Origin of the sequence: Streptomyces pseudovenezuelae (genome assembly GCF_029892565.1) — a bacterium.
GTDB lineage: Bacteria > Actinomycetota > Actinomycetes > Streptomycetales > Streptomycetaceae > Streptomyces > Streptomyces pseudovenezuelae_A.
The window spans coordinates 253,354-276,693 of record NZ_JARXVH010000001.1 but is presented as its reverse complement, the minus strand read 5'-3'; the positions used below and the strand labels follow the sequence as shown (position 1 = coordinate 276,693).

Annotated in this window: 25 protein-coding genes; 16 read left to right on the top strand and 9 right to left on the bottom strand. The window is 71.3% G+C overall.

All coding sequences use genetic code 11. The features are described from left to right. The first annotated feature begins 13 nt into the window (after positions 1-13). Together M2283_RS01310 and M2283_RS01305 are read left to right on the top strand one after the other, a co-directional pair. Positions 14-991: a multicopper oxidase domain-containing protein gene (locus M2283_RS01310; protein WP_280874030.1), complete on the top strand. Its 978-nt coding sequence runs from the start codon at positions 14-16 to the stop codon at positions 989-991. A 14-nt stretch (positions 992-1,005) separates the two neighbouring features. Further along, a complete protein-coding gene (locus M2283_RS01305; protein WP_280874029.1) occupies positions 1,006-1,941 on the top strand; it encodes an ornithine cyclodeaminase family protein in 936 nt (311 codons plus the stop codon). Positions 1,942-1,964: 23 nt separating this feature from the next. Here M2283_RS01305 and M2283_RS01300 read toward each other — a convergent pair whose 3' ends face one another. Beyond that, positions 1,965-2,846, bottom strand: coding sequence for a hypothetical protein (locus tag M2283_RS01300; RefSeq protein ID WP_280874028.1), 882 nt, complete (start codon positions 2,844-2,846; stop codon positions 1,965-1,967). A gap of 140 nt (positions 2,847-2,986) precedes the next feature. On the opposite strand from M2283_RS01300, the gene M2283_RS01295 reads away from it, so the two are divergent. Continuing rightward, positions 2,987-4,078, top strand: a complete 1,092-nt coding sequence (locus tag M2283_RS01295; RefSeq protein ID WP_280874027.1) for a LacI family DNA-binding transcriptional regulator — start codon at positions 2,987-2,989, stop codon at positions 4,076-4,078. 39 nt (positions 4,079-4,117) lie between these two features. On the opposite strand, the gene M2283_RS01290 is transcribed toward M2283_RS01295, so the two are convergent. Beyond that, positions 4,118-4,903, bottom strand: a complete 786-nt coding sequence (locus M2283_RS01290) for a VOC family protein (RefSeq protein ID WP_280874026.1) — start codon at positions 4,901-4,903, stop codon at positions 4,118-4,120. Between the two features lie 266 nt (positions 4,904-5,169). On the opposite strand from M2283_RS01290, the gene M2283_RS01285 reads away from it, so the two are divergent. Further along, positions 5,170-5,415, top strand: coding sequence for a WhiB family transcriptional regulator (locus M2283_RS01285; protein WP_280874025.1), 246 nt, complete (start codon positions 5,170-5,172; stop codon positions 5,413-5,415). Between the two features lie 101 nt (positions 5,416-5,516). On the opposite strand, the gene M2283_RS01280 is transcribed toward M2283_RS01285, so the two are convergent. From M2283_RS01280 to M2283_RS01270, 3 genes are all read right to left on the bottom strand, one after another. After that, entirely contained in the window at positions 5,517-6,491 is a 975-nt protein-coding gene (locus M2283_RS01280; RefSeq protein ID WP_280874024.1) for an acyl-ACP desaturase, read from the bottom strand. A 239-nt stretch (positions 6,492-6,730) separates the two neighbouring features. After that, positions 6,731-7,507, bottom strand: a complete 777-nt coding sequence (gene ddaH / locus M2283_RS01275) for a dimethylargininase (protein WP_280874023.1) — start codon at positions 7,505-7,507, stop codon at positions 6,731-6,733. A 126-nt stretch (positions 7,508-7,633) separates the two neighbouring features. Then, positions 7,634-9,241 (bottom strand): ABC-F family ATP-binding cassette domain-containing protein, encoded by a 1,608-nt coding sequence (locus tag M2283_RS01270; protein WP_280874022.1) that lies wholly within the window; start codon positions 9,239-9,241, stop codon positions 7,634-7,636. Between the two features lie 328 nt (positions 9,242-9,569). Here M2283_RS01270 and M2283_RS01265 point away from each other — a divergent pair, with 328 nt between their 5' ends. Both M2283_RS01265 and M2283_RS01260 read left to right on the top strand, forming a co-directional pair. Next, complete coding sequence (locus M2283_RS01265; RefSeq protein WP_280874021.1) at positions 9,570-10,208, top strand: GOLPH3/VPS74 family protein; 639 nt, start codon at positions 9,570-9,572, stop codon at positions 10,206-10,208. A gap of 72 nt (positions 10,209-10,280) precedes the next feature. Beyond that, a complete protein-coding gene (locus M2283_RS01260; RefSeq protein WP_280874020.1) occupies positions 10,281-11,420 on the top strand; it encodes a GDSL-type esterase/lipase family protein in 1,140 nt (379 codons plus the stop codon). 4 nt (positions 11,421-11,424) lie between these two features. On the opposite strand, the gene M2283_RS01255 is transcribed toward M2283_RS01260, so the two are convergent. Then, the gene (locus M2283_RS01255) at positions 11,425-11,841 is read right to left on the bottom strand and encodes an SsgA family sporulation/cell division regulator (protein ID WP_280874019.1); all 417 of its coding nucleotides are present in this window, start codon (positions 11,839-11,841) and stop codon (positions 11,425-11,427) included. 274 nt (positions 11,842-12,115) lie between these two features. Here M2283_RS01255 and M2283_RS01250 point away from each other — a divergent pair, with 274 nt between their 5' ends. From M2283_RS01250 to mmpA, 4 genes are all read left to right on the top strand, one after another. After that, positions 12,116-13,192: a WD40/YVTN/BNR-like repeat-containing protein gene (locus M2283_RS01250; protein ID WP_280874018.1), complete on the top strand. Its 1,077-nt coding sequence runs from the start codon at positions 12,116-12,118 to the stop codon at positions 13,190-13,192. 55 nt (positions 13,193-13,247) lie between these two features. Further along, the gene (locus tag M2283_RS01245) at positions 13,248-13,577 is read left to right on the top strand and encodes a plasmid stabilization protein (protein ID WP_280874017.1); all 330 of its coding nucleotides are present in this window, start codon (positions 13,248-13,250) and stop codon (positions 13,575-13,577) included. Between the two features lie 47 nt (positions 13,578-13,624). Continuing rightward, on the top strand, positions 13,625-14,341 hold the full coding sequence (locus tag M2283_RS01240) for an endonuclease V (RefSeq protein ID WP_280874016.1): 717 nt from the start codon (positions 13,625-13,627) through the stop codon (positions 14,339-14,341). 110 nt (positions 14,342-14,451) lie between these two features. Beyond that, entirely contained in the window at positions 14,452-14,598 is a 147-nt protein-coding gene (mmpA, locus tag M2283_RS01235) for a morphogenic membrane protein MmpA (protein WP_401712917.1), read from the top strand. A gap of 140 nt (positions 14,599-14,738) precedes the next feature. Here mmpA and M2283_RS01230 read toward each other — a convergent pair whose 3' ends face one another. Continuing rightward, positions 14,739-15,197, bottom strand: a complete 459-nt coding sequence (locus tag M2283_RS01230; protein ID WP_280874015.1) for a MarR family transcriptional regulator — start codon at positions 15,195-15,197, stop codon at positions 14,739-14,741. A gap of 138 nt (positions 15,198-15,335) precedes the next feature. Here M2283_RS01230 and M2283_RS01225 point away from each other — a divergent pair, with 138 nt between their 5' ends. Further along, positions 15,336-16,433 carry an SDR family oxidoreductase gene (locus M2283_RS01225; RefSeq protein ID WP_280874014.1) on the top strand — a complete coding sequence of 366 codons (1,098 nt, stop codon included), beginning with the start codon at positions 15,336-15,338 and terminating at the stop codon, positions 16,431-16,433. 11 nt (positions 16,434-16,444) lie between these two features. Here the strand turns inward: M2283_RS01225 and M2283_RS01220 are convergent, their stop codons facing one another. Then, positions 16,445-16,777 (bottom strand): hypothetical protein, encoded by a 333-nt coding sequence (locus M2283_RS01220; protein WP_280874013.1) that lies wholly within the window; start codon positions 16,775-16,777, stop codon positions 16,445-16,447. A 35-nt stretch (positions 16,778-16,812) separates the two neighbouring features. On the opposite strand from M2283_RS01220, the gene M2283_RS01215 reads away from it, so the two are divergent. Continuing rightward, on the top strand, positions 16,813-17,916 hold the full coding sequence (locus M2283_RS01215) for an IS630 family transposase (RefSeq protein WP_280874012.1): 1,104 nt from the start codon (positions 16,813-16,815) through the stop codon (positions 17,914-17,916). An 83-nt stretch (positions 17,917-17,999) separates the two neighbouring features. Here the strand turns inward: M2283_RS01215 and M2283_RS01210 are convergent, their stop codons facing one another. Continuing rightward, positions 18,000-19,178 (bottom strand): saccharopine dehydrogenase family protein, encoded by a 1,179-nt coding sequence (locus tag M2283_RS01210; protein ID WP_280874011.1) that lies wholly within the window; start codon positions 19,176-19,178, stop codon positions 18,000-18,002. Positions 19,179-19,269: 91 nt separating this feature from the next. Here M2283_RS01210 and M2283_RS01205 point away from each other — a divergent pair, with 91 nt between their 5' ends. From M2283_RS01205 to M2283_RS01190, 4 genes are all read left to right on the top strand, one after another. Continuing rightward, the gene (locus M2283_RS01205; RefSeq protein ID WP_280874678.1) at positions 19,270-19,650 is read left to right on the top strand and encodes an MmcQ/YjbR family DNA-binding protein; all 381 of its coding nucleotides are present in this window, start codon (positions 19,270-19,272) and stop codon (positions 19,648-19,650) included. Between the two features lie 176 nt (positions 19,651-19,826). Then, complete coding sequence (locus tag M2283_RS01200) at positions 19,827-20,957, top strand: CaiB/BaiF CoA transferase family protein (RefSeq protein ID WP_280874009.1); 1,131 nt, start codon at positions 19,827-19,829, stop codon at positions 20,955-20,957. Continuing rightward, entirely contained in the window at positions 20,954-22,096 is a 1,143-nt protein-coding gene (locus M2283_RS01195) for an acyl-CoA dehydrogenase family protein (protein ID WP_280874008.1), read from the top strand. Before M2283_RS01200 ends, M2283_RS01195 begins: the two co-directional genes overlap by 4 nt. A gap of 22 nt (positions 22,097-22,118) precedes the next feature. Next, positions 22,119-23,333: an acetyl-CoA C-acetyltransferase gene (locus M2283_RS01190; RefSeq protein WP_280874007.1), complete on the top strand. Its 1,215-nt coding sequence runs from the start codon at positions 22,119-22,121 to the stop codon at positions 23,331-23,333. Positions 23,334-23,340: the final 7 nt, after the last annotated feature.

Here is a 23,340-nt window from a genome sequence, read left to right as displayed (position 1 = left end):
TGGGGAGTTCCGCATGGACAGACGCGGGTTCAACCGGCGGGTGCTGCTCGGCGGAGCGGTCGTCGCGACATCGTTGTCCCTCGCGCCGGAGGCCGTGAGCGCCGCCGCTCCGGCGAAGACCGCCCCGGCCGGGGGAGAGGTCAAACGCATCAAGCTGTACGCCGAGCGGCTGACCGGCGGGCAGATGGGCTACGGCCTGGAGAAGGGCAAGGCCTCGATCCCCGGGCCGCTCATCGAACTCAACGAGGGCGACACGCTGCACATCGAGTTCGAGAACACCATGGACGTGGCCGCCAGCCTGCACGTGCACGGCCTGGACTACGAAGTCTCCAGCGACGGCACCAGGTTGAACCGGAGCGACGTCGAGCCCGGCGGCACCCGCACCTACACCTGGCGTACCCACGCGCCGGGCCGCCGCGCCGACGGCACCTGGCGGGCGGGCAGCGCCGGTTACTGGCACTACCACGACCACGTCGTCGGCACCGAGCACGGCACCGGCGGGATCCGCAACGGCCTCTACGGCCCGGTGATCGTGCGCCGCAAGGGAGACGTCCTGCCGGACCGGACGTACACGATCGTCTTCAACGACATGAGCATCAACAACCAACCCGCGCACTCCGGGCCCGACTTCGAGGCGACCGTGGGCGACCGGGTCGAGTTCGTGATGATCACGCACGGCGAGTACTACCACACGTTCCACATGCACGGGCACCGCTGGGCGGACAACCGCACGGGCCTGCTGACCGGCCCGGACGACCCCAGCCAGGTCGTCGACAACAAGATCGTCGGCCCGGCGGACTCCTTCGGCTTCCAGGTGATCGCGGGGGAGGGCGTCGGGGCGGGCGCGTGGATGTACCACTGCCATGTCCAGAGCCACTCCGACATGGGGATGGTGGGGCTGTTCCTGGTGAAGAAGGCGGACGGCACGATCCCCGGGTACGACCCGCACGACCATGAGCAGCACGATGTGAGCGACCAGCACGCGCACTGACGGATCATGGACGGGTGACGCTTGTACTGACGCGAAGTGATCTGGAATCCGTACTGGACGTCGAGGACTGCCTCGGCGCGCTTCGAGCCGGATTTCGGGCGCCGACGGGGGCGGTCGTGGGGCAGCGGGTGCGGACGGACCTGCCGTTCCCGGGCACGGCCACCGCGCTGATCCCTGGTTTGCTGCCCGGCATCGAGGCCTACACGGTGAAGGTCAACGCCAAGTTCCCGGGCGCCCGGCCCGCGTTGCGCGGGGTGATCTGCCTGCACGCCGGGGCGGACGGCGAACTCCTCGCCCTCCTCGACTCGGCGACGGTCACCGCGTGGCGAACCGGCCTCGCGGCGGCCCTGGGCACCGACCTCCTCGCCTGCCCTGGCGACTCGGCGGGCGTGATCGGCGCGGGCGCACAGGCCGAGTTGATGCTCCGCGGGCTGCGCGCCCTGGGGCGCCCGTACCCGGACCTCGTCGTCCACGACACGGACGACGAGCGCGCCGCCGCCTTCGCCGCACGGCACGGAGGCCGGGCGGTCGGCTCGGCAACGGAGGCCGCCGCGACCGCCGACACCCTGCTGCTGGCCACTTGGTCGAGGCAACCGCTGCTGAAGCTCGCGGACACCCGCGCCGGACAGCACTTCACCAGCCTCGGCGCGGACGAGCCCGGCAAACAGGAACTCGCCGCCGACCTGCTCGACAACGCCCTGCTCGTCGTCGACGACCGCGAACTCGCCGCCGGCATGGGCGCGTTGGCGGCGGCCGGCCTCCCGGCGACGGCCGCCGACGCGACCTTGGGCGAGGTGCTGCGGGGCGAACATCCCGGACGGGCGAGCGAGGAGACTCGGTCCGTGTACGCGCCGGTGGGGTTGCCGTGGCAGGACTTGGCGCTGGCTTGGGTGGCGTACGAGAGGGCGGTGCGGGACGGGGTGGGGCGGCGGGTGGATCTGCTGGCGTGAGGGGCGGGGGCGTGCGGCGCGGATCAGACGATGCCGATGTCGCCGCCGTTGCCGATATCGAGGAGGAGCCATTCGGTGAACGGCTCCGGCTGGACGTAGAGACGGGAGCCGCGGCAGACCACACGGCGGCGGCCGAGGACGGTGCCGTCCGGATGCGTCAGGCGGGTCTCCGCCCCGGGTTCGACGGCGGTCTCGGTGAGGGTGCCGGTGACCAGCCGGTCCTGCGTGTCTCGGCTACCGCCGAAGAACGCGACGCGCTCGCCGTGCACGACGACACCGTGCGCGTACCCGACCGGCGTGGTCCGCACTCGCACCACCCGGCCGTCCCGAACCTCCAGGAGCGGGAAGCCGGTGTAGGGGTACACCCAGGTCGCCCGCCGGTCGACGTTGAGGGCGTAGCAGTCGAGGATGCTGTCCGCACCGGCCGTCGACTGATACGCCCACAGCGGTGTGCCCGTGCTGCTCCAGCGGCGTACGCCCGCTTCGCTGAGACGGTCGCCCAGGACACCCTCGTCGAAGTGGCCGACCCAGAGGTCGCCGGACTCGTCGGCCAGGAGGTGCTCGATGCCGTCGCCGACCCGGAAGTGCCAGGACGGTCGCCCCAGCGCGTCGAAGACCTGCACCTGGTCGTCGCCCGCCTTGCTGCGGATGTCGGCGAGCACGAAGCCGCCGTCCGGCAGGGCGTCGATCAGCGGATGGTGCGGGCGTACCGCGCTGAGGTGCGTCTCCTGGGCACGGCCGTCCTCGATGGTGACGGCCACCGCGTCGTACGGGCCGTCCGGCTCGGCCGAGCCGCGCAGCAGCCAGTGCGCGCGCCCGAACGCGTCGACCGTGCTGTGCAGGAGCGTTCGGTCGTGGTAGGCCCGGGGGAGGCGGGCGTACCTGGTCAGGCGGTCAGCGGCCATGGGCCTTTCGCATCGTCATACGGTGATCCTCGGCTCGCTCCGGCCGGCCGCGCAACCCGATTTCTCCTGATGCCAGAGCGCTCTCTCCCCGTGCCCCACCGGGCGTTATCCTGATCCGCAACCACCGAGGAGGCCCCGAAGTGAGCGACACCGCACCACGTCCCACGCTGGAGGCCGTGGCCGCGCGGGCCGGGGTCTCGCGGGCCACCGCTTCCCGGGTGGTGAACGGTGGGGACGGGGTCAGGGAGCCGCTCGTCGCGCGGGTGCGCAAGGCGGTCGATGAGCTCGGGTACGTGCCGAACCAGGCCGCGCGCAGCCTGGTGACCCGGCGCCACGACGCCGTCGCCGTGGTCATCGCCGAGCCGGAGACCCGGGTCTTCGCCGACCCCTTCTTCGCCCTGCAACTGCGCGGCATCAGCAAGGAGTTGACCGCCCACGACAACCAGCTCGTGCTGCTGCTCATCGAGGGCCGCGACGACCACGCGCGCGTCGGCCGGTATCTGGCCGGCGGCCATGTCGACGGCGCCCTCGTCTTCTCGCTGCACCTCGACGACCCGCTGCCCGGCCTGATCCAGCACGCCGGAGTGCCGACCGTGTTCGGCGGCCGGCCCGGCTGGAGCGACGGCAAGGGCGGCCCGGTGTACGTCGACTGCGACAACCGCGACGGCGCCCGTACGGCCGTACGCCATCTCGTCGGCCTCGGCCGCAGCCGCGTCGCGCACATCACCGGCCCGCTGGACCAGACGTCCGCGGCGGACCGGCTCGACGGCTTCCGGGACGTCATGACCGACGTCGACCCGCGGCTGATCGTCGAGAGCGACTTCACTCCGGCCGGCGGCGAGCAGGCGATGCGGGAGCTGCTGGACCGCCGCCCCGACCTGGATGCCGTGTTCGCCGCCAACGACCTCAGCGCGGCCGGCGCGCTGCGGGTGCTGCGCGAACGCGGGCGGCGGGTGCCGGAGGACGTCGCCGTGATCGGCTTCGACGACGTGGGCCCGGTGGCCGAGCAGACCGACCCGCCGCTCACGACGGTCCGTCAGGACATCGAGGAGATGGGCCGGTTGATGGCCCGTCTGCTGCTGGGCCGACTCGACCATCGCGGCGGTGGCGAGACCGCCGGGAACCTCGTGAGCACCGAGAATCTCCGGATCGTCGGGACCGGCGAGAACTCGGAGGGCGCGCCGTCCGGCGTGGTCCTGCCGACGACACTGGTACGGCGCGCCTCCGCGTAGGTCTGTCCCCCTCAGCTCTGTCGCCTCGGCTCCGCTCGCTCAGCCCGGCTGCTGTGCGTTCTTGATCACCGCGAAGCGTGCCCCGTACGGGTCGGCGAGCTTGGCGACGCGGCCGACGCCCTCGATGTCGATGGCGGGGACGCGGATCGCGCCGCCCAGCTCCCGCGTCTTGGCGACCACGGCGTCCACGTCCTCGACCTCGATGTACGGCAGCCAGTACGCCGTGTCCTCGGTCGGGTCGTCGGCCAGCGGGACGATGCCGCCGAACATGGCGTCCTCGTCGGCCCCGGCCGGGTTGACCGTCGTGTACGTGCCGCCCGGGAAGTCCACCGCGGCCGTCTCCAGGCCGAGCGTCTCGTGGTAGAACCAGGCCGCCGCCGCGATGTCCGGCGTGTAGAGCTCGACCCAGGACAGCGAACCGGGCTCGTTCGCCACGTCGACGCCCTTGAGCCGGCCCGGCTGCCAGATGCCGAACGGCACGCTCGCCTTGTCCGCGAGGATCGCCATGCGGCCCTCGCCCATCACGTCCATCGGCTGCATGAGCACGCCGCCGTGCGACTGCTCGGCCGCCTTCGCGGTGGCCTCCGCGTCCGCGCTCTGGAAGTAGACGGTCCAGGAGGGCGGTCCCTGCTCGGGCGTCGTCTGCATGCCGCCGGCCACGGTCTTCCCGTCCAGCTGGAAGAAGCCGTAACCACCGGCGTCGGGTCCCGCCGACTGGAACCGCCAGCCGAAGACACCGCCGTAGAAGGAGATGGCGCCGTCGATGTCGGATGTGCCGACATCGATCCAGTTCGGTGCGCCGTTGACGAAACGGGTGGTGAGCATGTGCGCCCTCCTCGGAAGGGTCCCGTTCTCTGCTCTGCCGAGTCTTGCACCGCACACTGACAATCGCCGCCGTACCGGCGTGAAGGACGCGTATGGACCTGGGGTACCGGCACCGACTCCGTGGTTTTGACAACCCACCGTGTCATGCCGCGCGCCGCCGTGCGCTGCCGTGTGCGGTGGGTCACCATCGAGTGGCCGGAGGCCTTGGGGCATGGCGTTGATCCCGCGTTGATCGAACGTTTTTCGCCTTCCGGCACGATCTCGCCATGCACATCGACACCATCACCCCGGCCGACCCCGGCTGGCAGGCCCAGGCGCTCTGCGCGCAGACCGGGGCGGAGTTCTTCTTCCCCGAGCCGGGCAGCTCGGTACGTGAGGCGAAGCGCATCTGCGGCATGTGCGAGATGCGCTCCGCCTGTCTCGACTACGCCCTGGCGAACGACGAGCGCTTCGGTGTCTGGGGCGGCCTGTCGGAGAAGGAACGACTGGAACTCAGGCGGAACCGCCCCTGACGCACGGCCTGTCCCGACGCAGACGACGACGCGGCCGGTACGGACGTTCCCGTACCGGCCGCGTGCGTGTGCCGTCGGCCCACGCGCGTGCGTGCGTGTCGTCAGCCCGCGGCGCGCGCCGCCATGCGGACCTTGCGGGCCGCGAGCTTCTCGTCGAACTTGGAGGCCTCGGCGTCCAGGCCGCCCATGTACATGCCGAGTTCGCTCTGCGCCTGCTGGCCCTCGGGGCCGAGGCCGTCGATGTCCATGACCTTCAGGTAGCGGAGCACCGGCTGGATCACGTCGTCGTGGTGGATGCGCAGGTTGTAGACCTCGCCGATCGCCATCTGCGCGGCGGACCGCTCGAAGCCGGGCATCCCGTGTCCGGGCATCCGGAAGTTCACCACGACGTCCCGCACCGCCTGCATGGTGAGGTCGGGGGCGAGGTCGAAGGCGGCCTTCAGGAGGTTGCGGTAGAAGACCATGTGGAGGTTCTCGTCGGTCGCGATGCGGGCCAGCATGCGGTCGCAGACCGGGTCGCCGGACTGGTGGCCGGTGTTGCGGTGCGAGACGCGGGTGGCCAGCTCCTGGAAGGCGACATAGGCGACCGAGTGCAGCATCGAGTGCCGGTTGTCCGACTCGAAGCCCTCGCTCATGTGGGCCATGCGCAGCGCTTCCAGCTTGTCCGGGTCCACCGCGCGCGAGGCGAGCAGGTAGTCGCGCATCACGATGCCGTGGCGGCCCTCCTCGGCCGTCCAGCGATGCACCCAGGTGCCCCAGGCGCCGTCGCGGCCGAAGAGCGAGGCGATCTCGTGGTGGTAGCTGGGGAGGTTGTCCTCGGTCAGCAGATTGACGACCAGCGCGATGCGGCCGATCTCGGTGACCTTCGACTGCCCCTTGTCCCAGGCCTCGCCGTCGTCGAAAATGCCGGGGAAGTTACGGCCGTCCGTCCACGGCACGTACTCGTGCGGCATCCAGTCCTTGGTGACACTCAGGTGTCGGTTGAGTTCCTTCTCGACCACTTCCTCCAGCGCGTACAGCAGTCGGGCGTCGGTCCAGACGGAAGGGCTGCCGAGGTGCGGGGAGGTGATCGTCACGGGAACTCCAGGGGGACGGGCAATAAAGGCGGAACAGAGCGGAACGGAACCGGGTGGGTCCGGCGAGCGGTTGCCGGAACCTACGGCATCGTAGGCTACGTATCCGTAGGTTACGATGCCGTAGGTTAAGCAGGGCGTAAAGATCCCTGTTCAGGCCATGTGCCCCGGTCTTTCGGGGGTATGCCAAAAAGCCTCAGGACCCGCAGGTCCCAGGGCCGTACGGGTGACACGATCACCCATCAGGCGTACAGGTCGCGGAGTCGGACCGAGAGGCAAGTCACACAGCCTTCGAGCTTCTCGAACTCGCTGATGTCCACCAGGACCGGCTGGTGACCGAGGTCGGCGAACAGCTCGGCCGTCAGTGGCGCGCTCGCCGCCATCAGCAGCTTGTCGCCGCCGAGGAGCACCACGTGCGAGCCCGACTCCTCGGGGACGGACAGGAAGCGCGGGAACAGGGACGGGCGGTCCACCTTCGGGATGTGCCCGACGACCGTCCCGTCGGGCAGCGCCGTGACCGCCGACTTCAGGTGCAGCACCTTGCTCACCGGCACGGCGACGACCCGCGCTCCGAGCGGTTCGAAGGCGGCCCGCAGCTGCTGGACGCCGACCGCGTTGGTCCGGCCGCCCCGGCCGACGTAGATCGTGTCGTCGATCTTCAGGACGTCGCCGCCGTCCAGCGTGCCCGGGTCCCAGATCCAGTTGACCGAGCAGCCGAGACGGGCCACGGCCTCCTCGACCCCGAGGGTCTCCTCGCGCCGGGACTCCGCGCCGGAGCGGGCGATCAGCGCGACGTTCTTGTACATGACGACGGTGTCCTCGACGAACACCGAGTCGGGGCAGTCGTCGGCCGGGTCCACCTCGAAGGTCTCCCAGCCGTGCGCGCGCAGCGTCTCCCCGTACGCCTCCCACTGCTCCAGCGCGAGGTCGGCATCGATCTTCTCCCGCTCGACGTGCGTCACCAGACCTTCGGCGAGGCGCGGGCTCGGGCGGCGGACGAGGACCTTCTTGCTGGGCACGACAGGACTTCCTCACGGCGGGACGGCGGACCGGGCCCGTGGTGCGAGCCCGGTCCGGCCATCATGCAGGGCCGTCACGCAGGTAGAAAACCCCCCTTGTCAGGCTGTGCCCCTCCTGCAACGCGCTCACCCGACCTCCTCCGGCTCCGTCTCGCGCAGCTCGCCGTCCAGCAGCAGCCAGCGCGTGATGCCGATCGACTCCAGGAACGGCAGGTCGTGGGAGGCCACGATCAGCGCCCCCTCGTAGGACTCCAGCGCGGTCGTCAGCTGCCGCACGCTCGCCATGTCGAGGTTGTTGGTCGGCTCGTCGAGCATGAGCAGCTGCGGGGCCGGCTCGGCCAGCATCAGCGCGGCCAGCGCCGCCCGGAAGCGTTCGCCGCCGGACAGGGTCGCCGCCTTCTGGTCGGCCTTGGCGCCCCGGAACAGGAAGCGGGCCAGCCGGGCCCGGATCCGGTTGTTGGTGGCGCCCGGCGCGAACCGGGCCACGTTCTCGGCGACCGACAGCTCGCCGTCGAGGACGTCGAGCCGCTGCGGCAGAAAACGCAGCGGCACGTGCGCGTGCGCCTCGCCCGACACCGGCGCCAGCTCCCCGGCGATCGTGCGCAGCAGCGTCGTCTTGCCCGCGCCGTTGCGCCCGATCAGCGCGACCCGCTCCGGACCGCGCAGATCGAGCCCGCCCGCCACGCGCGCGCCGTACGCCAGCTCCAGGTCCAGCAGGGTGAGGACGGTACGGCCTGGCGGTACGGCCGTGTGCGGCAGGTCGACGCGGATCTCGTCGTCGTCCCGTACGGCCTCCACTGCGTCGTCGAGCCGCTCCTTGGCCTCGGCCATCCGCTCCTCGTGCATGATGCGGTGCTTGCCCGCGGACTCCTGCGCCGCGCGCTTGCGTGCTCCCATGACGATCTTCGGCTCGCGCTTCTGGTCCCACATCTTCTGCCCGTACCGCTTACGGCGCGCCAACTTGACCTGGGCGTCGGCCAGTTCGCGCTTCTGCTTGCGCAGATCGGACTCCGCGACCCGCACCATGCGCTCGGCCGCCTCCTGTTCGGTGGCCAGCGCCTCCTCGTACGCGGAGAAGTTGCCGCCGTACCAGGTGACCTCCCCGGCCCGCAGATCGGCGATCTGGTCGACCAGGTCGAGGAGTTCACGGTCGTGGCTGACCACGACCATGACGCCGGACCAGGACGACACGGCCGCGTACAGCCGCCGGCGCGCGTACAGGTCGAGGTTGTTGGTCGGCTCGTCCAGGAGCAGCACGTCGGGGCGGCGCAGCAGCAGGGCCGCAAGACGCAGCAGCACCGACTCGCCGCCCGAGAGTTCGCCAACCGTGCGGTCCAACTCGATGTGGCCGAGCCCGAGTTCGCCGAGCGTGGCGAGCGCGCGCTCCTCCACGTCCCAGTCGTCGCCGACCGTCTCGAAGTGCTCCTCGGCCACGTCACCCGCCTCGATGGCGTGCAGCGCGGCCCGCCGGGCGGCGATGGCGAGGGCCTCGTCGACACGCAGCCGGGTGTCGAGCGTGACGTTCTGCGGCAGGTAGCCGACCTCGCCCGCGACCCGCACGAGGCCGTCGGCCGGCGTGAGTTCACCGGCGATCAGCTTCAACAGGGTTGATTTCCCCGAGCCGTTGACCCCGACGAGCCCGGTCCGGCCGGGACCGAAGGCGACGTCGAGGTCCTCGAAGACGGGGGTGCCGTCGCGCCAGGCGAAGGAGAGGGACGTACACGTGATGGACATGGTCGTAGACATAAGGGCGCCTCGCGATTGCTTGATGCGGTGATGGGCAAACGCGTATCGAGACACCGGTGGCGGCGACGGGGAGGGAGCGAGCGGGACACAGTCCTGGGGCCATGAAAAGGCCCCGCTCCGTCGGGACGGCTCGAATGCCGAGGTCGCACACGGCGCACACACCACAGATGGGTGGGTGGCTCGGTGTCTCAGAACCTCAGACGAGCAACGTCCTTCTCCAATCGACGGCAACAGGACGTCACCAACGGTACGAACGCGCCCGATCGCTGTCAACGAATTAACGTGAGCCCCCGACCGCCCCCTGAAGGAGACCCCCGTGTCCGACGGTTCGCTCTCGCTCCCCGCCCTGCTCTATCTGGTCGCCTGGGACACCGAGACGGGCGAGGCCGCCGGCGCCGCCCCGCTAGCCCGGGCCGGCGCCCTGGTGGAACTGGCCCGGCGCGGCCTCCTCGTCGACGAGGAGGACATCGTCACGCCCGTCGACATGGACGCCCTGACCGGGGACGACCCCCTCGACGAGCTCCTGGAACTGGTCCGCGAGTCCCGGCCGCACGGCTGGCGTGCGTGGGTCACGCTGCACGCGCGCGAGACGGCGGACGCCCTGCGGGAGCAGCTGACCGCCGAGGGCTATCTGCGCACGGAGCGCAAGCGGGTCCTCGGCGTCTTCCCGGGCGTGGAGCACCGGCTGGACCGGGTCGCCGACGTGGCCGCCCTGCGCGAGGAGACCCAGGAGGTCCTGGACGGACCGGGCCCCGTCGCGGAGGTCCCGGAGCGGGACGCGACCGCCGCCGTCCTGGCCGCCGCGGCCGAGCTGAGCACCCTGACCCCGGTCAAGGACCGGGAGCGCGCCGAGGCACTGGCCGCGCACGCCGGGGCGGGCGTGCCCGGGCTGCGGAAGGTGCTCGACGAGGTGCGTACGGTGGTCACGCCGGTGCCTGCGGAGTCGGGGGAGTAGGGCCTTCCCGGAGCCTTCTCCGACGCCCTCCGCGGAGCACATCGACCCAGGACAGGAGCGGTTGCGGTGGCCATGCGAGGGGTTCCACTGGTGGGCGGTCCTGTCGAGTTCCGGGGCGCCCTGGACCTGGAGACCACGCGGGTGGGCGTGATGCCGCGTCGGTTGCCCGCGTGGACCAAGGATCAGTATCAGGACCCGTCGGTCTACGGCGTGACCCTGATGCCGTCGGGAGTACGGCTGGTGTTCCGCACCGACGCCCGCTCACTGGAGTTCGAGGTGCTCACCTCCACCGGACAGCTCGACGGTGACCCCCACCCTCGCCCGCCCGGGATGCTGGAGCTGCTGGTGGACGGCGCTCTGGCGGGGCGTCGGCGGGCACCGGTGGGCAACGTGCTGCGCATGGCGGGCCCCGGGGCGGAGCAGCGACTGATCCCGGGCGAGCCGGGGACCGTACGGTTCGTCGGGCTGCAGGCCGGGATGAAGAACGTCGAGTTGTGGCTGCCCCAGCAGACCCCCACGGAACTGGTGGCACTGCGCGCCGACGGCGAGGTGCTGGCACCGCTCGCGGACGGTCGGCGCAACTGGGTGCACTACGGCAGTTCCATCAGCCAGTGCATCGAGGCCGACGGTCCGACCGGGACCTGGCCGGTGGTGGCGGCCGCGCTCGGCGGCGTGGAGGTGATCAACCTCAGCCAGGCGGGCAACGCGCTGCTGGATCCGTATGTCGCCCGGACCATCCGTGACATGCCCGCCGACCTGATCAGCCTCAAGGTGGGCATCAACATCGCGAGCCTGTGCGCCTTCCGGCTGCGGACGTTCGGCCCGGCGGTGCACGGATTCCTCGACACGATCCGCGACGGGCACCCGGACGTCCCGCTGCTGCTGATCTCTCCGGTGAGCTGTCCGGCACTGGAGGAGGTTCCCGGCCCGACCTCGATGGGCCCCGACGGGAGGGTCACCGCCCTGGGCGACCCGGCCGATGTGGCCGGCGGGGCGTTGTCACTGACGGTGGTCCGTGCCGAGCTGGCCCGGATCGTGGCGGCACGGCGGGCCTCCGATCCCCATCTCCACCATCTCGACGGACTGGAGCTGCTCGGTCCGGACGAGGCGGACGACCTGGCCGACGGCCTTCACCCCACCGCGGCCGCGTACCGCCGGATGGGCAAGCGCTTCGCCGCCCACGCCTTCGCGAGCGACGGTCCCTTCCGCTGACGCGCTAGCAGGCGTCCCGCATCAGTTCGGCCAGGTCGTGGTCGAGGTCGAGGTGCAGGTGCTCGAAGCCCACGGGCACGAGGTCGCTGGTGGCCTGGAGGAACCGGCGTATCTCCTCGGAGTGGACGTGCACCACCGCGGTGCCCTCCGGGGCGTGGAACTCCAGGACGGTGCGGTCGTATCCGTACGGCCGCACCCGGACGTCGCCGGTGCCCTCGGCGCCGTGCAGGCCGGCCGAGAGGAGTTCGCGCGCGAAGGTCCAGCAGACCTCCACGCCCTCCAGGGTGGCCGGGGCCGGGAAGGTCATACGGATCGCGAACGGGTCGCGGCGGTCGTAGTGCAGCTTGGCCGGGATGCTCGGCATGCGCGGAGCGGCCGCGACGAGGCGGGCCTCCACGGGCTGCTCGATGACGGTGATCAACGCCTTGCTCCCTCGTGACGGCTGGACGGGCGGGTCGACGGATAAAGCCGGCCAATGGAAGAGACGTCGGAATCGGTCAATGAGTGCACACAAATTGCTAGTGACCTCCGTCACCGATTTCATTCACGGAAGTGAAATAGTCGGCCTGCCGGGTCGCGACGGGCCCTTGCGGCGGACCACGGGACGTGCGCCGGGGCGCCGGCGGCCATCTGGACGGCACCCCGGCAGTGAGCTAGCTTCGCCCGCCATGAGGCGCATGGGGAAGACGCGACGCATGAGACGTACGGTTCGCACGGTGGCGGCGGGGGCGGTGAGCGCGGCGGCACTGGCCGCCCTGACCGCCGTACCGGCGCAGGCGCACGAGCCGCAGCACCGGGCGCCGCACTGGGAGCTCAAGGACACCGGGGCCGCCGGCGTGCGCTTCCGGGGCCTGGCGGCCGTCGACCGGGACACCGCCTGGGTGGCCGGCACCGGGGGTACGGTGCTGCGCACCACCGACGGCGGGAAGAAGTGGCGGAACGTCTCGCCGCCGGGCGCGGCCGAGCTGCAGTTCCGGGACATCGAGGCGTTCGACGCGCGGCGCGCCGTGGTGCTGGCCATCGGTGAGGGCGAGGCGTCCCGCGTCTACCGCACCGAGGACGCCGGCCGGACCTGGACGGAGTCCTTCCGCAACACCGACGCCGCCGCCTTCTACGACTGCCTGACCTTCTTCGACAGCCGCCACGGCCTCGCCATGAGCGACCCGGTGGACGGAAAGTTCCGCATCCTGTCGACCGGCGACGGCGGCCGCTCCTGGAAGGTGCTCCCGAACGCCGGCATGCCCGCCGCCCTGGCCGGTGAGGCCGGGTTCGCCGCCAGTGGGCAGTGCCTGGTCTCCTCGGGCCCGTCGGACGTCTGGCTGGCGACCGGGGGCGGCGCCCACGCGCGCGTGCTGCACTCCTCGGACCGTGGAGTGCACTGGACGGCCACCGATACGCCGATCCCGGCGGGCGACCCGAACAAGGGCGTCTTCGCGCTCGCCTTCCGCGACCGCACCCACGGTCTCGCGGTCGGCGGCGACTACCGGCCCGACCAGACCTCACCGCTGGCCGCCGCCCGCACCGCCGACGCGGGCCGCACCTGGCAGCCCGCCGGCCGGCCGCCGCCCGCCTACCGCTCCGGCGCCGCCTGGCTCGCGCACAGCCGCACCACCGCCCTCGCGGTCGGCCCCACCGGCACCGACCTGACCACGGACGGCGGCCGCACCTGGCGAACCGTCGACACCGGCTCGTACGACACCGTGGACTGCACCGCCGACCGCGCCTGCTGGGCCGCCGGCGAGCTGGGTCGGGTGGCCCGCCTGGAGCGATGACGCATCCGCCGGAAACGGGGGTACCCGGGCGTCGACGCCGAGAGGAGTGACGACCATGCCACGCGGTTCGAGCCCCAAGCGGGAACGCCAGTACGAGCACATCAAGCAGAGTGCGAAGGACCGGGGAGAGAGCACGGGGCGCGCGGAGGAGATCGCCGCGCGCACCGTCAACAAGGAACGCGCCCGCTCCGGCGAGTCGAAGACCGCGAGCCGCGTCTCGACCGAGGACATGTCCTCCGGCCGGCGCGGCGGGCAGCGGTCGGGCAAGGGCGCCCAGGGGCCCACGTACGACCAGCTCTACGCCGAGGCCAGACGCCGGGGTGTCAAAGGCCGTTCGGACATGAACAAGGGCCAGCTGCAGCGCGCGCTGGGCGGCAAGAGCTGACCTGAGCGCCGGCCGGCCCGACCGGGAACCGTACGCTCGTCCCCACCATGACGACCGTACGCATTCCCGCGGGCTGGCCCGCGACCGAGGAGCAGGCCCGCGCCGTCCAGGACGAACTGCGCGCCCAGGTGGTGCTCGACGAGCCCGGACCGGCGCCCGGGACCGGTCGTGTGACCGGCGTCGACGTGGCCTACGACGACGAACGGGACGTCGTCGCGGCGGCGGCCGTCGTCCTGGACGCGGCGACCCTGGACGTCGTCGCCGAGGCCACCGCCGTCGGCCGGGTCTCCTTCCCGTACGTCCCCGGCCTGCTCGCCTTCCGTGAGATCCCCACGGTCCTGGCCGCCCTCGAAGCGCTGCCCTGCCCGCCCGGCCTGGTCGTCTGCGACGGCTATGGCCTCGCCCACCCGCGCCGCTTCGGCCTCGCCGCCCACCTCGGCGTCCTGACCGGCCTGCCCACGATCGGTGTCGCCAAGAACCCGTTCACCTTCGCGTACGACGAACCGGGCGCCCCGCGCGGGAGCACGTCCCCGCTCCTCGCGGGCACCGAGGAGGTCGGCCGCGCCCTGCGCACGCGGGACGGCGTCAAGCCGGTCTTCGTGTCCGTCGGCCACCGCACGGGCCTCGACAACGCCTGCGCGCACGTGCTCGCCCTGACCCCCTCGTTCCGCCTCCCGGAGACGACCCGCAAGGCGGACGCCCTGTGCCGCAGCGCGCTGCGGGCGGCGACGGGAGAGGTGAGCGCCGCGACGCAGGATGGGTGAGGGGCGGGCGTGAACTGAGTACCCGGACTGAGTATCTGTACGGATGTGGACGCGCCCTCCCGATCGGCAGGCTGTGCGCCATGACGACGCACCGCATGACGACCCGCCGTATGACGAGCCGCCGCGACCCGAAGCCCCTCGCGGACCCGAACCGTCCCGTCGAGCGGGTCGTGAACCTCGCGCTGGTCCTCGCCGTGCTGGCAGGGATCGGCTGGATCGGCGGGATGATCTACACGGTCGCCGGGTGGACGCTCTAGCCCTCTAGTGCTGCTCCGCGGAAGTGCGTTGAGGGGCGGCCGATCCGCCGAGGTGTAGGCCTTCTGCGCAGCGGAGGGCTCCACCTCGGGAGAGCCGACGGGCAGTCCGTTGGGCAGGTTGTTGTCCCGGTAGCTGTCACCTAGGCCGGTTGGGGCTTGTGGCTGTCGAGCAGTTTGGCGAGTAGGGCCTGGAGCTGGCGTTGTTCCGCGGTGTCGAGGCCGGCGAGGAGTTCGGCCTGGACGGCATCGGCGTGCTGTTGGAGTTGTTCGAGATGCCGCCTTCCGGCGGCGGTGAGGGTGACGACGTTGCGGCGCCGGTTGGCGGGGTCGGCCTGGCGGTCGACCCGGCGGCAGTCCTCCAGGCGGTTGAGGATGCCGCTGACGTCGTTGCGGTCAAGGCCGAGGCGCCGCCCGATCTCGGCCTGGCTGAGCGCCCCGTACTCCTCCAGTGCCGCCAGTACGGCGAAATCGGCGCGGGCGCCCAGCGGCATGCGTCGCGCGGTCAGCCGGGCGCCGAGCGTCGACACCTTGCTCGCCTGCCAGCTGGCTAGCCCTCGCAGTCGGGCCGGGGGTTGCAATGCGTGATCCATGTCCGCCATTTCCCCATCCTAACTGTTGGCCACCCCAACACATGCCTGCTATGTTGGACAAGCCAACGTTGGTTTGGCCAACACGTGAGCGGGATCAGTGGCGGATCGCCGGTCCACTGCCCCTCACCGCTCCCGAGGAGTAGCCCCATGCACAGCATCACCACACTTCCCGACCTGCCCGGGCGCCGGGTTGTCGTTCCGGGCGGCACCGGAGCCGTGGGCGAGGGTGTCGTCCGCAGCTACCTCGCCGCCGGCGCGGACGTCCTCGTCCCGACCCGCACCCAGGAGCGGGCGGAGGAGTTCCGGCGCGTGCTCGGTGACGCGGCGACCGACCACCTGCACCTGGTGGTCCACGACTACACGACGTTCGCCGGCGCCGAGCAGCTTGCCGACGAGATGCAGCGCAGGCTCGGCGGCATCGACGACGTAGTGGCCCCGATCGGTGGGTGGTGGGCCGGCAAGCGGCTCTGGGAGATCGACGAGAGCGACTGGCAGAGCGCCTTCGTCGGGCTCGCCGCCGCGCACGTTGCCGTCCTGCGGGCCTTCCTGCCCCGGCTGAACGCCGGCGGCGCCTACACGCTGATCGTCGGGGAATCCGCGCTCACGCCGGTACCCGGCAGCGGCTTGGTCAGCATGGAGCAGGCCGCCCTGTTGATGATGCGGCAGGTCCTGCAGGCCGAGGCCGCAGGACGGCAGCGAGTCTTCGCCCTGGTCCTCGGGCCGGTCAGGACCCGCCTGGCCGACTCCGGCGATCCGGACCGGGTCAGTGCCGACCAGGTAGGTGCGGTCGCCGTCGCGGTCTCGGCCGCAGCAGCGGTGGACGGCCGGGAGATCCTGCTGCGCGGTCGGGCCGAGGCGGACCAGGCGCTGGCACTGCTCCAGGGCGCCCAGCCCGTCAGCACCGGCACGGTCGTTGCCGTGTCCACGATGGAGGCCAAGAACGGACGACGCGAGGACCTCGTCGAGGTGCTGGCCGAACTCGCGCCGCAGATCCGTGCCGAACCTGGGTGCCTGCACTACTCGGTGCACCGCGCGCGCGGCGACGCGGACGGACCGCTGCTGGCCATCCAGGTGTTCGCCTCGATCGAGGCGTTCACGCAGCACAGCGCGAGCGTGGCGGCTCAGATCCCGAGGATCGCAGCCCTCCTCGCCACGTCCCCCGTGCCACCAACCCTATTCGAACCGGTCCCGCAGCCCGCTCCCACCGAGGGCGTCGGCAACGGCGAGAAGAGCCACGTTTGCTGACGTCACCCCACTCAGGGCGTCGGGTCGCCGAGGTAGAAGCCGCAGGCGCAGTCCAGGGCGTCTTCGGGTGAGCCGAAGGGCAGCCCGGTGGGCAGGAAGTTGTCCTCGTACTTGCCGCGACTGGCGAGGTAGAGGGCGAAGCCCCAGGTGTGCAGGACGCCGGTGAAGCGCAGGCGGCACAGGGGCAGTGGTTCCTCCTCGTTCGGCAATTCCCCCGCCACGTAGGCGAATCCGGAGCGGAAGCGCACCTGGATGCGGGTGAGCTGGGGCCAGCGTTCCTTGGCGCGAGCGTTCAGGCGGTGGCGCAGGTGGTCCTGCATGGACTCGGGTGGATTCTTCGGCACGGGTCCATACTGCCGGGCCGCCCCCTGGATACGCCATGATCATCACTTTGGTCGGGGCGGGCGAGGGTGTGGCGGGGATGGGCGAGGCGGTCGTGGTGGAGGTGGACGAGACGGTGCGCGAGCGTCTGGTCCGTACAGCGGTCTCCTCGAAAGCGCAGGTGCGGGCGGTGCTGCGGGCGCGGATCGTGCTCGCGGCGGCTGAGGGACTGAGTAACAGGGCCGTCGCGCGGGAGCTGGCGGTGAGCGTGAACACGGTCCGCAAGTGGCGTGGACGGTTCGCCGCCAAGGGCCTCGAAGGGTTGAAGGACGCTGCCCGCTCGGGCCGGCCCAAGACGTTCGGGCCCCTGGTGAGGGTGGCAGTCGTGGCCGCTGCCACCAGCGCGCCTCCGCACCCGGAGGCGACCTGGTCGCACCGCACGATCGCCGCCCGGGTCGCCAGCACCGTCTCCGCCACCATCTCCGCTTCCCAAGTCGGCCGGATCCTGGCCGACTTGGACCTCAAGCCGCACCGCATCCGCAGCTGGCTCACCCGCCGCGACACCCCCGACTTCTGGGACCACGTCGCGGACGTGTGCAACCTGTACCGCGACCCGCCCGAAGGAGCGGTGGTGCTGTCCATCGACGAGAAGACCGCGATCGCCGCCCGCTCCAGGCGCCACCCCGGCCGTCCCGCAGGGCCGGGCGAGCCCGCACGGGAGGAGTTCGAGTACCGTCGCCACGGCACCGCCTCCCTGGTCGCCGCCCTGGATGTGCGCACCGGCGAGGTCCTGACCGAGATCATCGCCCGCAACGACGCGGTGACGTTCACCGCCTTCCTCGACCGGCTCGACACGGTCATCGCCCCAGGCCAGGACATTCACGTCGTCCTGGACAACGGCTCCTCGCACACCGCGAAGCACACCAAGAAGTGGCTGGCCGACCACCCGCGCTGGACCGTGCACTGGACCCCGCCGCACGCCTCCTGGTTGAACCAGATCGAACTGTTCTTCTCGGTCCTGACCCGCCGCGTGCTGCGACATGGTGACTTCTCCAGCCGCGATGACCTCATCGAGAAGCTGGAGAGCTACGTCATCGGCCGCAACGAAACCGCGAAGCCGTACAAGTGGACCTACGACGGCAGCCCACTCAAGACCTCCTGATCGGACCCAACACCCTCCACGAACTTCCGCGGAGCAGCACTAGGTCCGCGACGACGGCCCCGGCGCTGGTCCCACAGGCCGGATCACCAACTCGCCACCACCCGGAAGGTGAGACCGGCCGTGCGCAGTCGCTCGGTCAGCGCGTCGCCCATCGCGACCGCCGTGGTGACCTGACCGGACGTCGGCGGCAGGTCATCGAACGCCAGGGACAGCGCGGACTCGGCGAACATCTTCGCCGTCTCGCCGTAGCCCGGGTCGCCGCCCGCGACCTCCGTGAACACCCGCCGGCCACCGCCCTCGCCGACGAAGCGCACCGTGAACCAGCTCTTCGCCCGCCTCTCCGGGCTCGGCCCGTCCCCGGGCTTGAGCCGGTCGGACAACCAGCGCCGGGCAGCCGGTAGTTGGGCGGCCGCGAAGATCCCGCCGGTGAGCGCGATCCCGCCCACCGCGACGGGCAGATGCCGTGCGGCCGCGTAGTGCCGGTAGCGGAAGTCGGGACCGTAACGCTCCAGCGCCCGCGCCGACCGGCGCACGATCTGCGGGTCGATCGTCGGCAGCGGCAGCGCCCACGCACCGACCTCCTTCGCGAAGTGCGGAGCCCCCGTCGGTGCCAGCGCCCGGCGGCCCACCAGCCGGGGCTCGTGCCGCCTGCGGTCCCGTTCGGCGGTCAGCATCGGCCGCACGCGCGCGAACTGGTTGAGCGCCGAGGCGAACGTGCCGCCCGAGAACATCGCGTTCGTCGTCACGTACCCGTCGACCGTCAGCGGCACCCCCTCCGGCAACTGCCGGACCGTGAAGTACGCGCCCAGGTCGTGCGGCACCGAGTCGAAACCGCAGGCGTGCACCAGCCGGGCGCCGGTCTCACGCGCGCGTGCGTCGTGCCGGACATAGGTGAGGTCCACGAACTCGGGCTCGCCACTGAGGTCGAGATAGTCCGCGCCGCTCTCGGCGCACGCGGCCACCAGATCCTGGCCGTGCAGCACATACGGGCCCACCGTCGTCGCCACCACGCGCGCGTTCTGGGCGAGTTCACGCAGCGAGCCGGGATCCGCGACGTCCGCCCGCAGCACCCCGACCTTCCCTCCGCCGGGCAGTCGCTCGCGCAGCCGCTCCAGCTTCTCCTCGTCGCGGCCCGCGATCGCCCAGCGCAGATCCTCCGGCGCGTGCGCGGCGAGGTACTCCGCGGTCAGCGTTCCGACGAAGCCGGTGGCTCCGAAGAGAACGATGTCGTACGGACGGTCCGTCCTGTTCAGCCTGCTCATGACACCCCTCGGTCCGCGGCGCGCGCCGTTGTCGGTGGCCGAGGCTAGCGTGAAGGGTGCGGAGCCCGACGACGAGCCCGGAGGTGTGCAGGTGGAGGTGGACAGGAATGCCCTGAAGAAGTGGGAGAAAGTACGCGAGTTCGCCCTGGGGCTGCCGGGTGCCGTCGAGGAGTTCCCCTGGGGCGAGAGCGTCGCGAAGGTCAACAAGAAGGTGTTCGTCTTCCTCGGCGTCGACGACGGCAGCTATCCACTGGCCCTCACCGTGAAGCTCAAGGACGAGGAGGCGCACGCCCACGCCCTGACCTCCCCGGGTGCCGAGCCCGCCGGGTACGGCCTCGGCAAGGCGGGCTGGGTGCGGGTGCCGCTGGCGGAGAAGGGGGCGCCGGTCGCGGAGTTGCTGTGCGACTGGGTGGAGGAGAGCTACCGCACGATCGCGCCGAAGCGGCTGACAGCGGAGCTGGACGAGCGCTGAGCGGTGCCGGGTCCCTGAGGGTGGGGCCGGTACCGAGTCGGCGGGGCCGGTGCTGAATCGGTGAAGCCGGTGTCGGAAAAATGTCTAAGCGCTTGCTCGTTCGGGCTTGTGCTTGATGGAACGTGTTCTTAGCATCACTGGTGTTACATCAGTTGTGTCACACCTCTGGGGGCTGGATGGCAACGACGCCAGGGCAGGGCCCGCTCGTCGGCGTGCGCGTGGTCGAGCTGGCCGGGATAGGGCCGGGACCCTTCGCCGCCATGCTCCTCGCCGACCTGGGCGCCGACGTCGTGCGCGTGGACCGCCCCGGCGGCGTGGGACTGGGGATCAACCCCGACTACGACGTCACCAACCGCAACAAGCGGTCGGTAATCGTCGATCTCAAGTCCCCGGACGGCCCCGCCCGCGTCCTCGACCTCGCCGAACGCGCCGACATCCTGATCGAGGGCTTCCGCCCCGGTGTCGCCGAGCGCGTCGGCGTGGGCCCCGAGGCCTGCCACGCCCGCAACCCGCGCCTCGTCTACGGCCGCATGACGGGCTGGGGGCAGGACGGCCCCCTCGCCCACCGCGCCGGCCACGACATCGCCTACCTGGCCGTCACCGGCACCCTCGGCATGATCGGCGAACCGGACCGGCCGCCGGCCGTCCCGGCCAACCTCCTCGGCGACTACGCGGGCGGCTCCCTCTATCTCGTCGTCGGCGTCCTCGCCGCCCTCCACCACGCGCGCGTGAGCGGCGCCGGCCAGGTCGTGGACACCGCGATCGTCGACGGCGCCTCCCACCTCGCGGCGATGATCCACGGCATGGTGGCCGCGGGCGGCTGGCAGGACCGGCGCGGTGCCAACCTCCTGGACGGCGGCTGCCCGTACTACGGCACCTACGAGACCGCCGACGGCAAGTACATGGCGGTAGGCGCCCTGGAGCCGCAGTTCTACGCGGAGTTCGTGACCCTCCTCGGCATCCCGGACCAGGCCGACGCCCGCAAGGACTGGGCCCGTTGGGGCGAACTGCGGGAGGCCGTCGCCGCGCGCTTCCGCAGCCGTACGCGCGAGGAGTGGACGGCCGTCTTCGAGGGCACCGACGCGTGCGTGGCGCCCGTCCTGTCGCTCGGCGAGGCCCCGCACCACCCGCACCTCGCCGCCCGCGGCACCTTCACCGACCACGGCGGCATCACCCAGCCGGCCCCCGCGCCCCGCTTCTCCGCGACCCCCACGACCGTCCGCACCGGGCCGGCCCAACCAGGCGCGGACACCGCCGAGGTGGCGCGCGACTGGGACGTACCCGACCTGACCAAGGACCTCGCATGAAGCGCCAGATCTTCGCCCCCGAGCACGACGCCTTCCGCGAGACCGTGCGTGCCTTCCTGGCCAGGGAAGTGCTGCCGCACTACGAGCAGTGGGAGAAGGACGGCATCGTCGCGCGCGAGGCCTGGCGCGCGGCCGGCAAGCAGGGGCTGCTCGGACTCGCCGTACCCGAGGAGTACGGGGGCGGCGGCACCCTCGACTTCCGCTACAGCGCCGTACTCGCCGAGGAGTTCACGCGCGCGGGCGCCCCCGGGATCGCCATCGGCCTGCACAACGACATCATCGGCCCCTACCTCACCGGCCTCGCCACCGAGGAGCGGAAGCGGCGCTGGCTGCCCGGCTTCTGCGACGGCTCGCTGATCACGGCCATCGCGATGACCGAGCCCGGCGCAGGATCCGACCTCCAGGGCATCCTGACGCACGCCGAGGACAAGGGCGACCACTGGCTGCTCAACGGCTCCAAGACGTTCATCTCCAACGGGATCCTCGCCGACCTGGTGATCGTGGTCGCCAGGACCACGCCGGAGGGCGGTGCGCGCGGACTGTCACTGCTGGTCGTCGAGCGGGACATGGCCGGCTTCGAGCGCGGTCGCAACCTCGACAAGATCGGCCAGAAGGCGCAGGACACCGCCGAGTTGTTCTTCACCGACGTACGCGTCCCCAAGGAGAACCTGCTCGGGGAGCTCAACGGCGCGTTCGTGCACCTGATGACGAACCTCGCCCAGGAGCGCCTGCACATCGGTGTCGCGGCGATCGCCGCGGCCGAGCACGTCCTGGAGATCACCACCGACTACGTCAAGGAGCGGGAGGCCTTCGGCCGGCCGCTCGCCACCAAGCAGCACATCCGGTTCGAGATAGCCGAGATGGCCACCGAGTGCACTGTCACCCGCACCTTCCTCGACCGCTGCATCGAGGAGCACGCGAACGGTCAACTCGACGCCGTGCACGCGTCCATGGCCAAGTGGTGGGCGACCGAGCTGCAGAAGCGGGTCGCCGACCGCTGCCTCCAACTGCACGGCGGCTACGGCTACATGACCGAATACCCCGTGGCCCGGGCGTTCACCGACGGCCGCGTCCAGACCATCTACGGCGGTACGACCGAGATCATGAAGGAGATCATCGGCCGTTCCCTGCTGGGCTGACCCTCATTCGAAAGGCTTCCCTGTGAGCACCGAAGCGTACGTGTACGACGCGATCCGCACCCCGCGCGGCCGAGGCAAGGCGAACGGCGCACTGCACGGCACCAAGCCCATCGACCTGGTCGTCGGACTCATCCACGAGATCCGCGACCGCTTCCCGGGCCTGGACCCGGCCGCGATCGACGACATCGTGCTGGGCGTCGTCGGCCCGGTCGGCGACCAGGGCTCCGACATCGCCCGGATCGCCGCGATCGCCGCCGGACTGCCGGACACGGTCGCGGGCGTACAGGAGAACCGCTTCTGTGCGTCGGGCCTGGAAGCCGTCAACATGGCCGCCGCCAAGGTCCGTTCGGGCTTCGAGGACCTGGTCCTCGCGGGCGGCGTCGAGTCCATGTCCCGGGTGCCGATGGCCTCCGACGGCGGCGCCTGGTTCAACGACCCGATGACCAACCTGGCCGTCAACTTCGTGCCGCAGGGCATCGGCGCCGACCTCATCGCCACCATCGAGGGCTTCACGCGGCGTGACGTCGACGAGTACGCGGCGCTCTCCCAGGAGCGGGCGGCCACGGCCTGGAAGGAGGGCCGCTTCGAGCGGTCCCTCGTGCCCGTCAAGGACCGCAGTGGGCTCGTCGTCCTCGACCACGACGAGCACATGCGCCCGGGCACCACCGCCGACTCCCTCGCCAGGCTGAAGCCGTCCTTCGCGGACATCGGAGACCTGGGCGGCTTCGACGCCGTGGCCCTGCAGAAGTACCACTGGGTCGAGAAGATCGACCACGTCCACCACGCGGGCAACTCCTCCGGCATCGTCGACGGCGCCTCCCTGGTCGCCATCGGCACCAAGGAGGTCGGCGACCGCTACGGGCTCACCCCGCGCGCTCGGATCGTCTCCGCCGCCGTCTCCGGCTCCGAGCCCACCATCATGCTCACCGGCCCCGCCCCCGCCAGCCGCAAGGCGCTCGCGAAGGCCGGCCTGACCGTCGACGACATCGACCTCTTCGAGATGAACGAGGCCTTCGCGGCGGTCGTCCTGCGCTTCGCGAAGGACATGGGCATCTCCCTGGACAAGGTCAACGTCAACGGCGGCGCGATCTCCCTGGGCCACCCGCTCGGCGCGACCGGCGCGATGCTGCTGGGCACCCTGGTCGACGAACTGGAGCGCCAGGACAAGCGGTACGGCCTCGCCACGCTGTGCGTGGGCGGCGGCATGGGCATCGCGACGATCGTCGAACGCATCTGATTCCCGG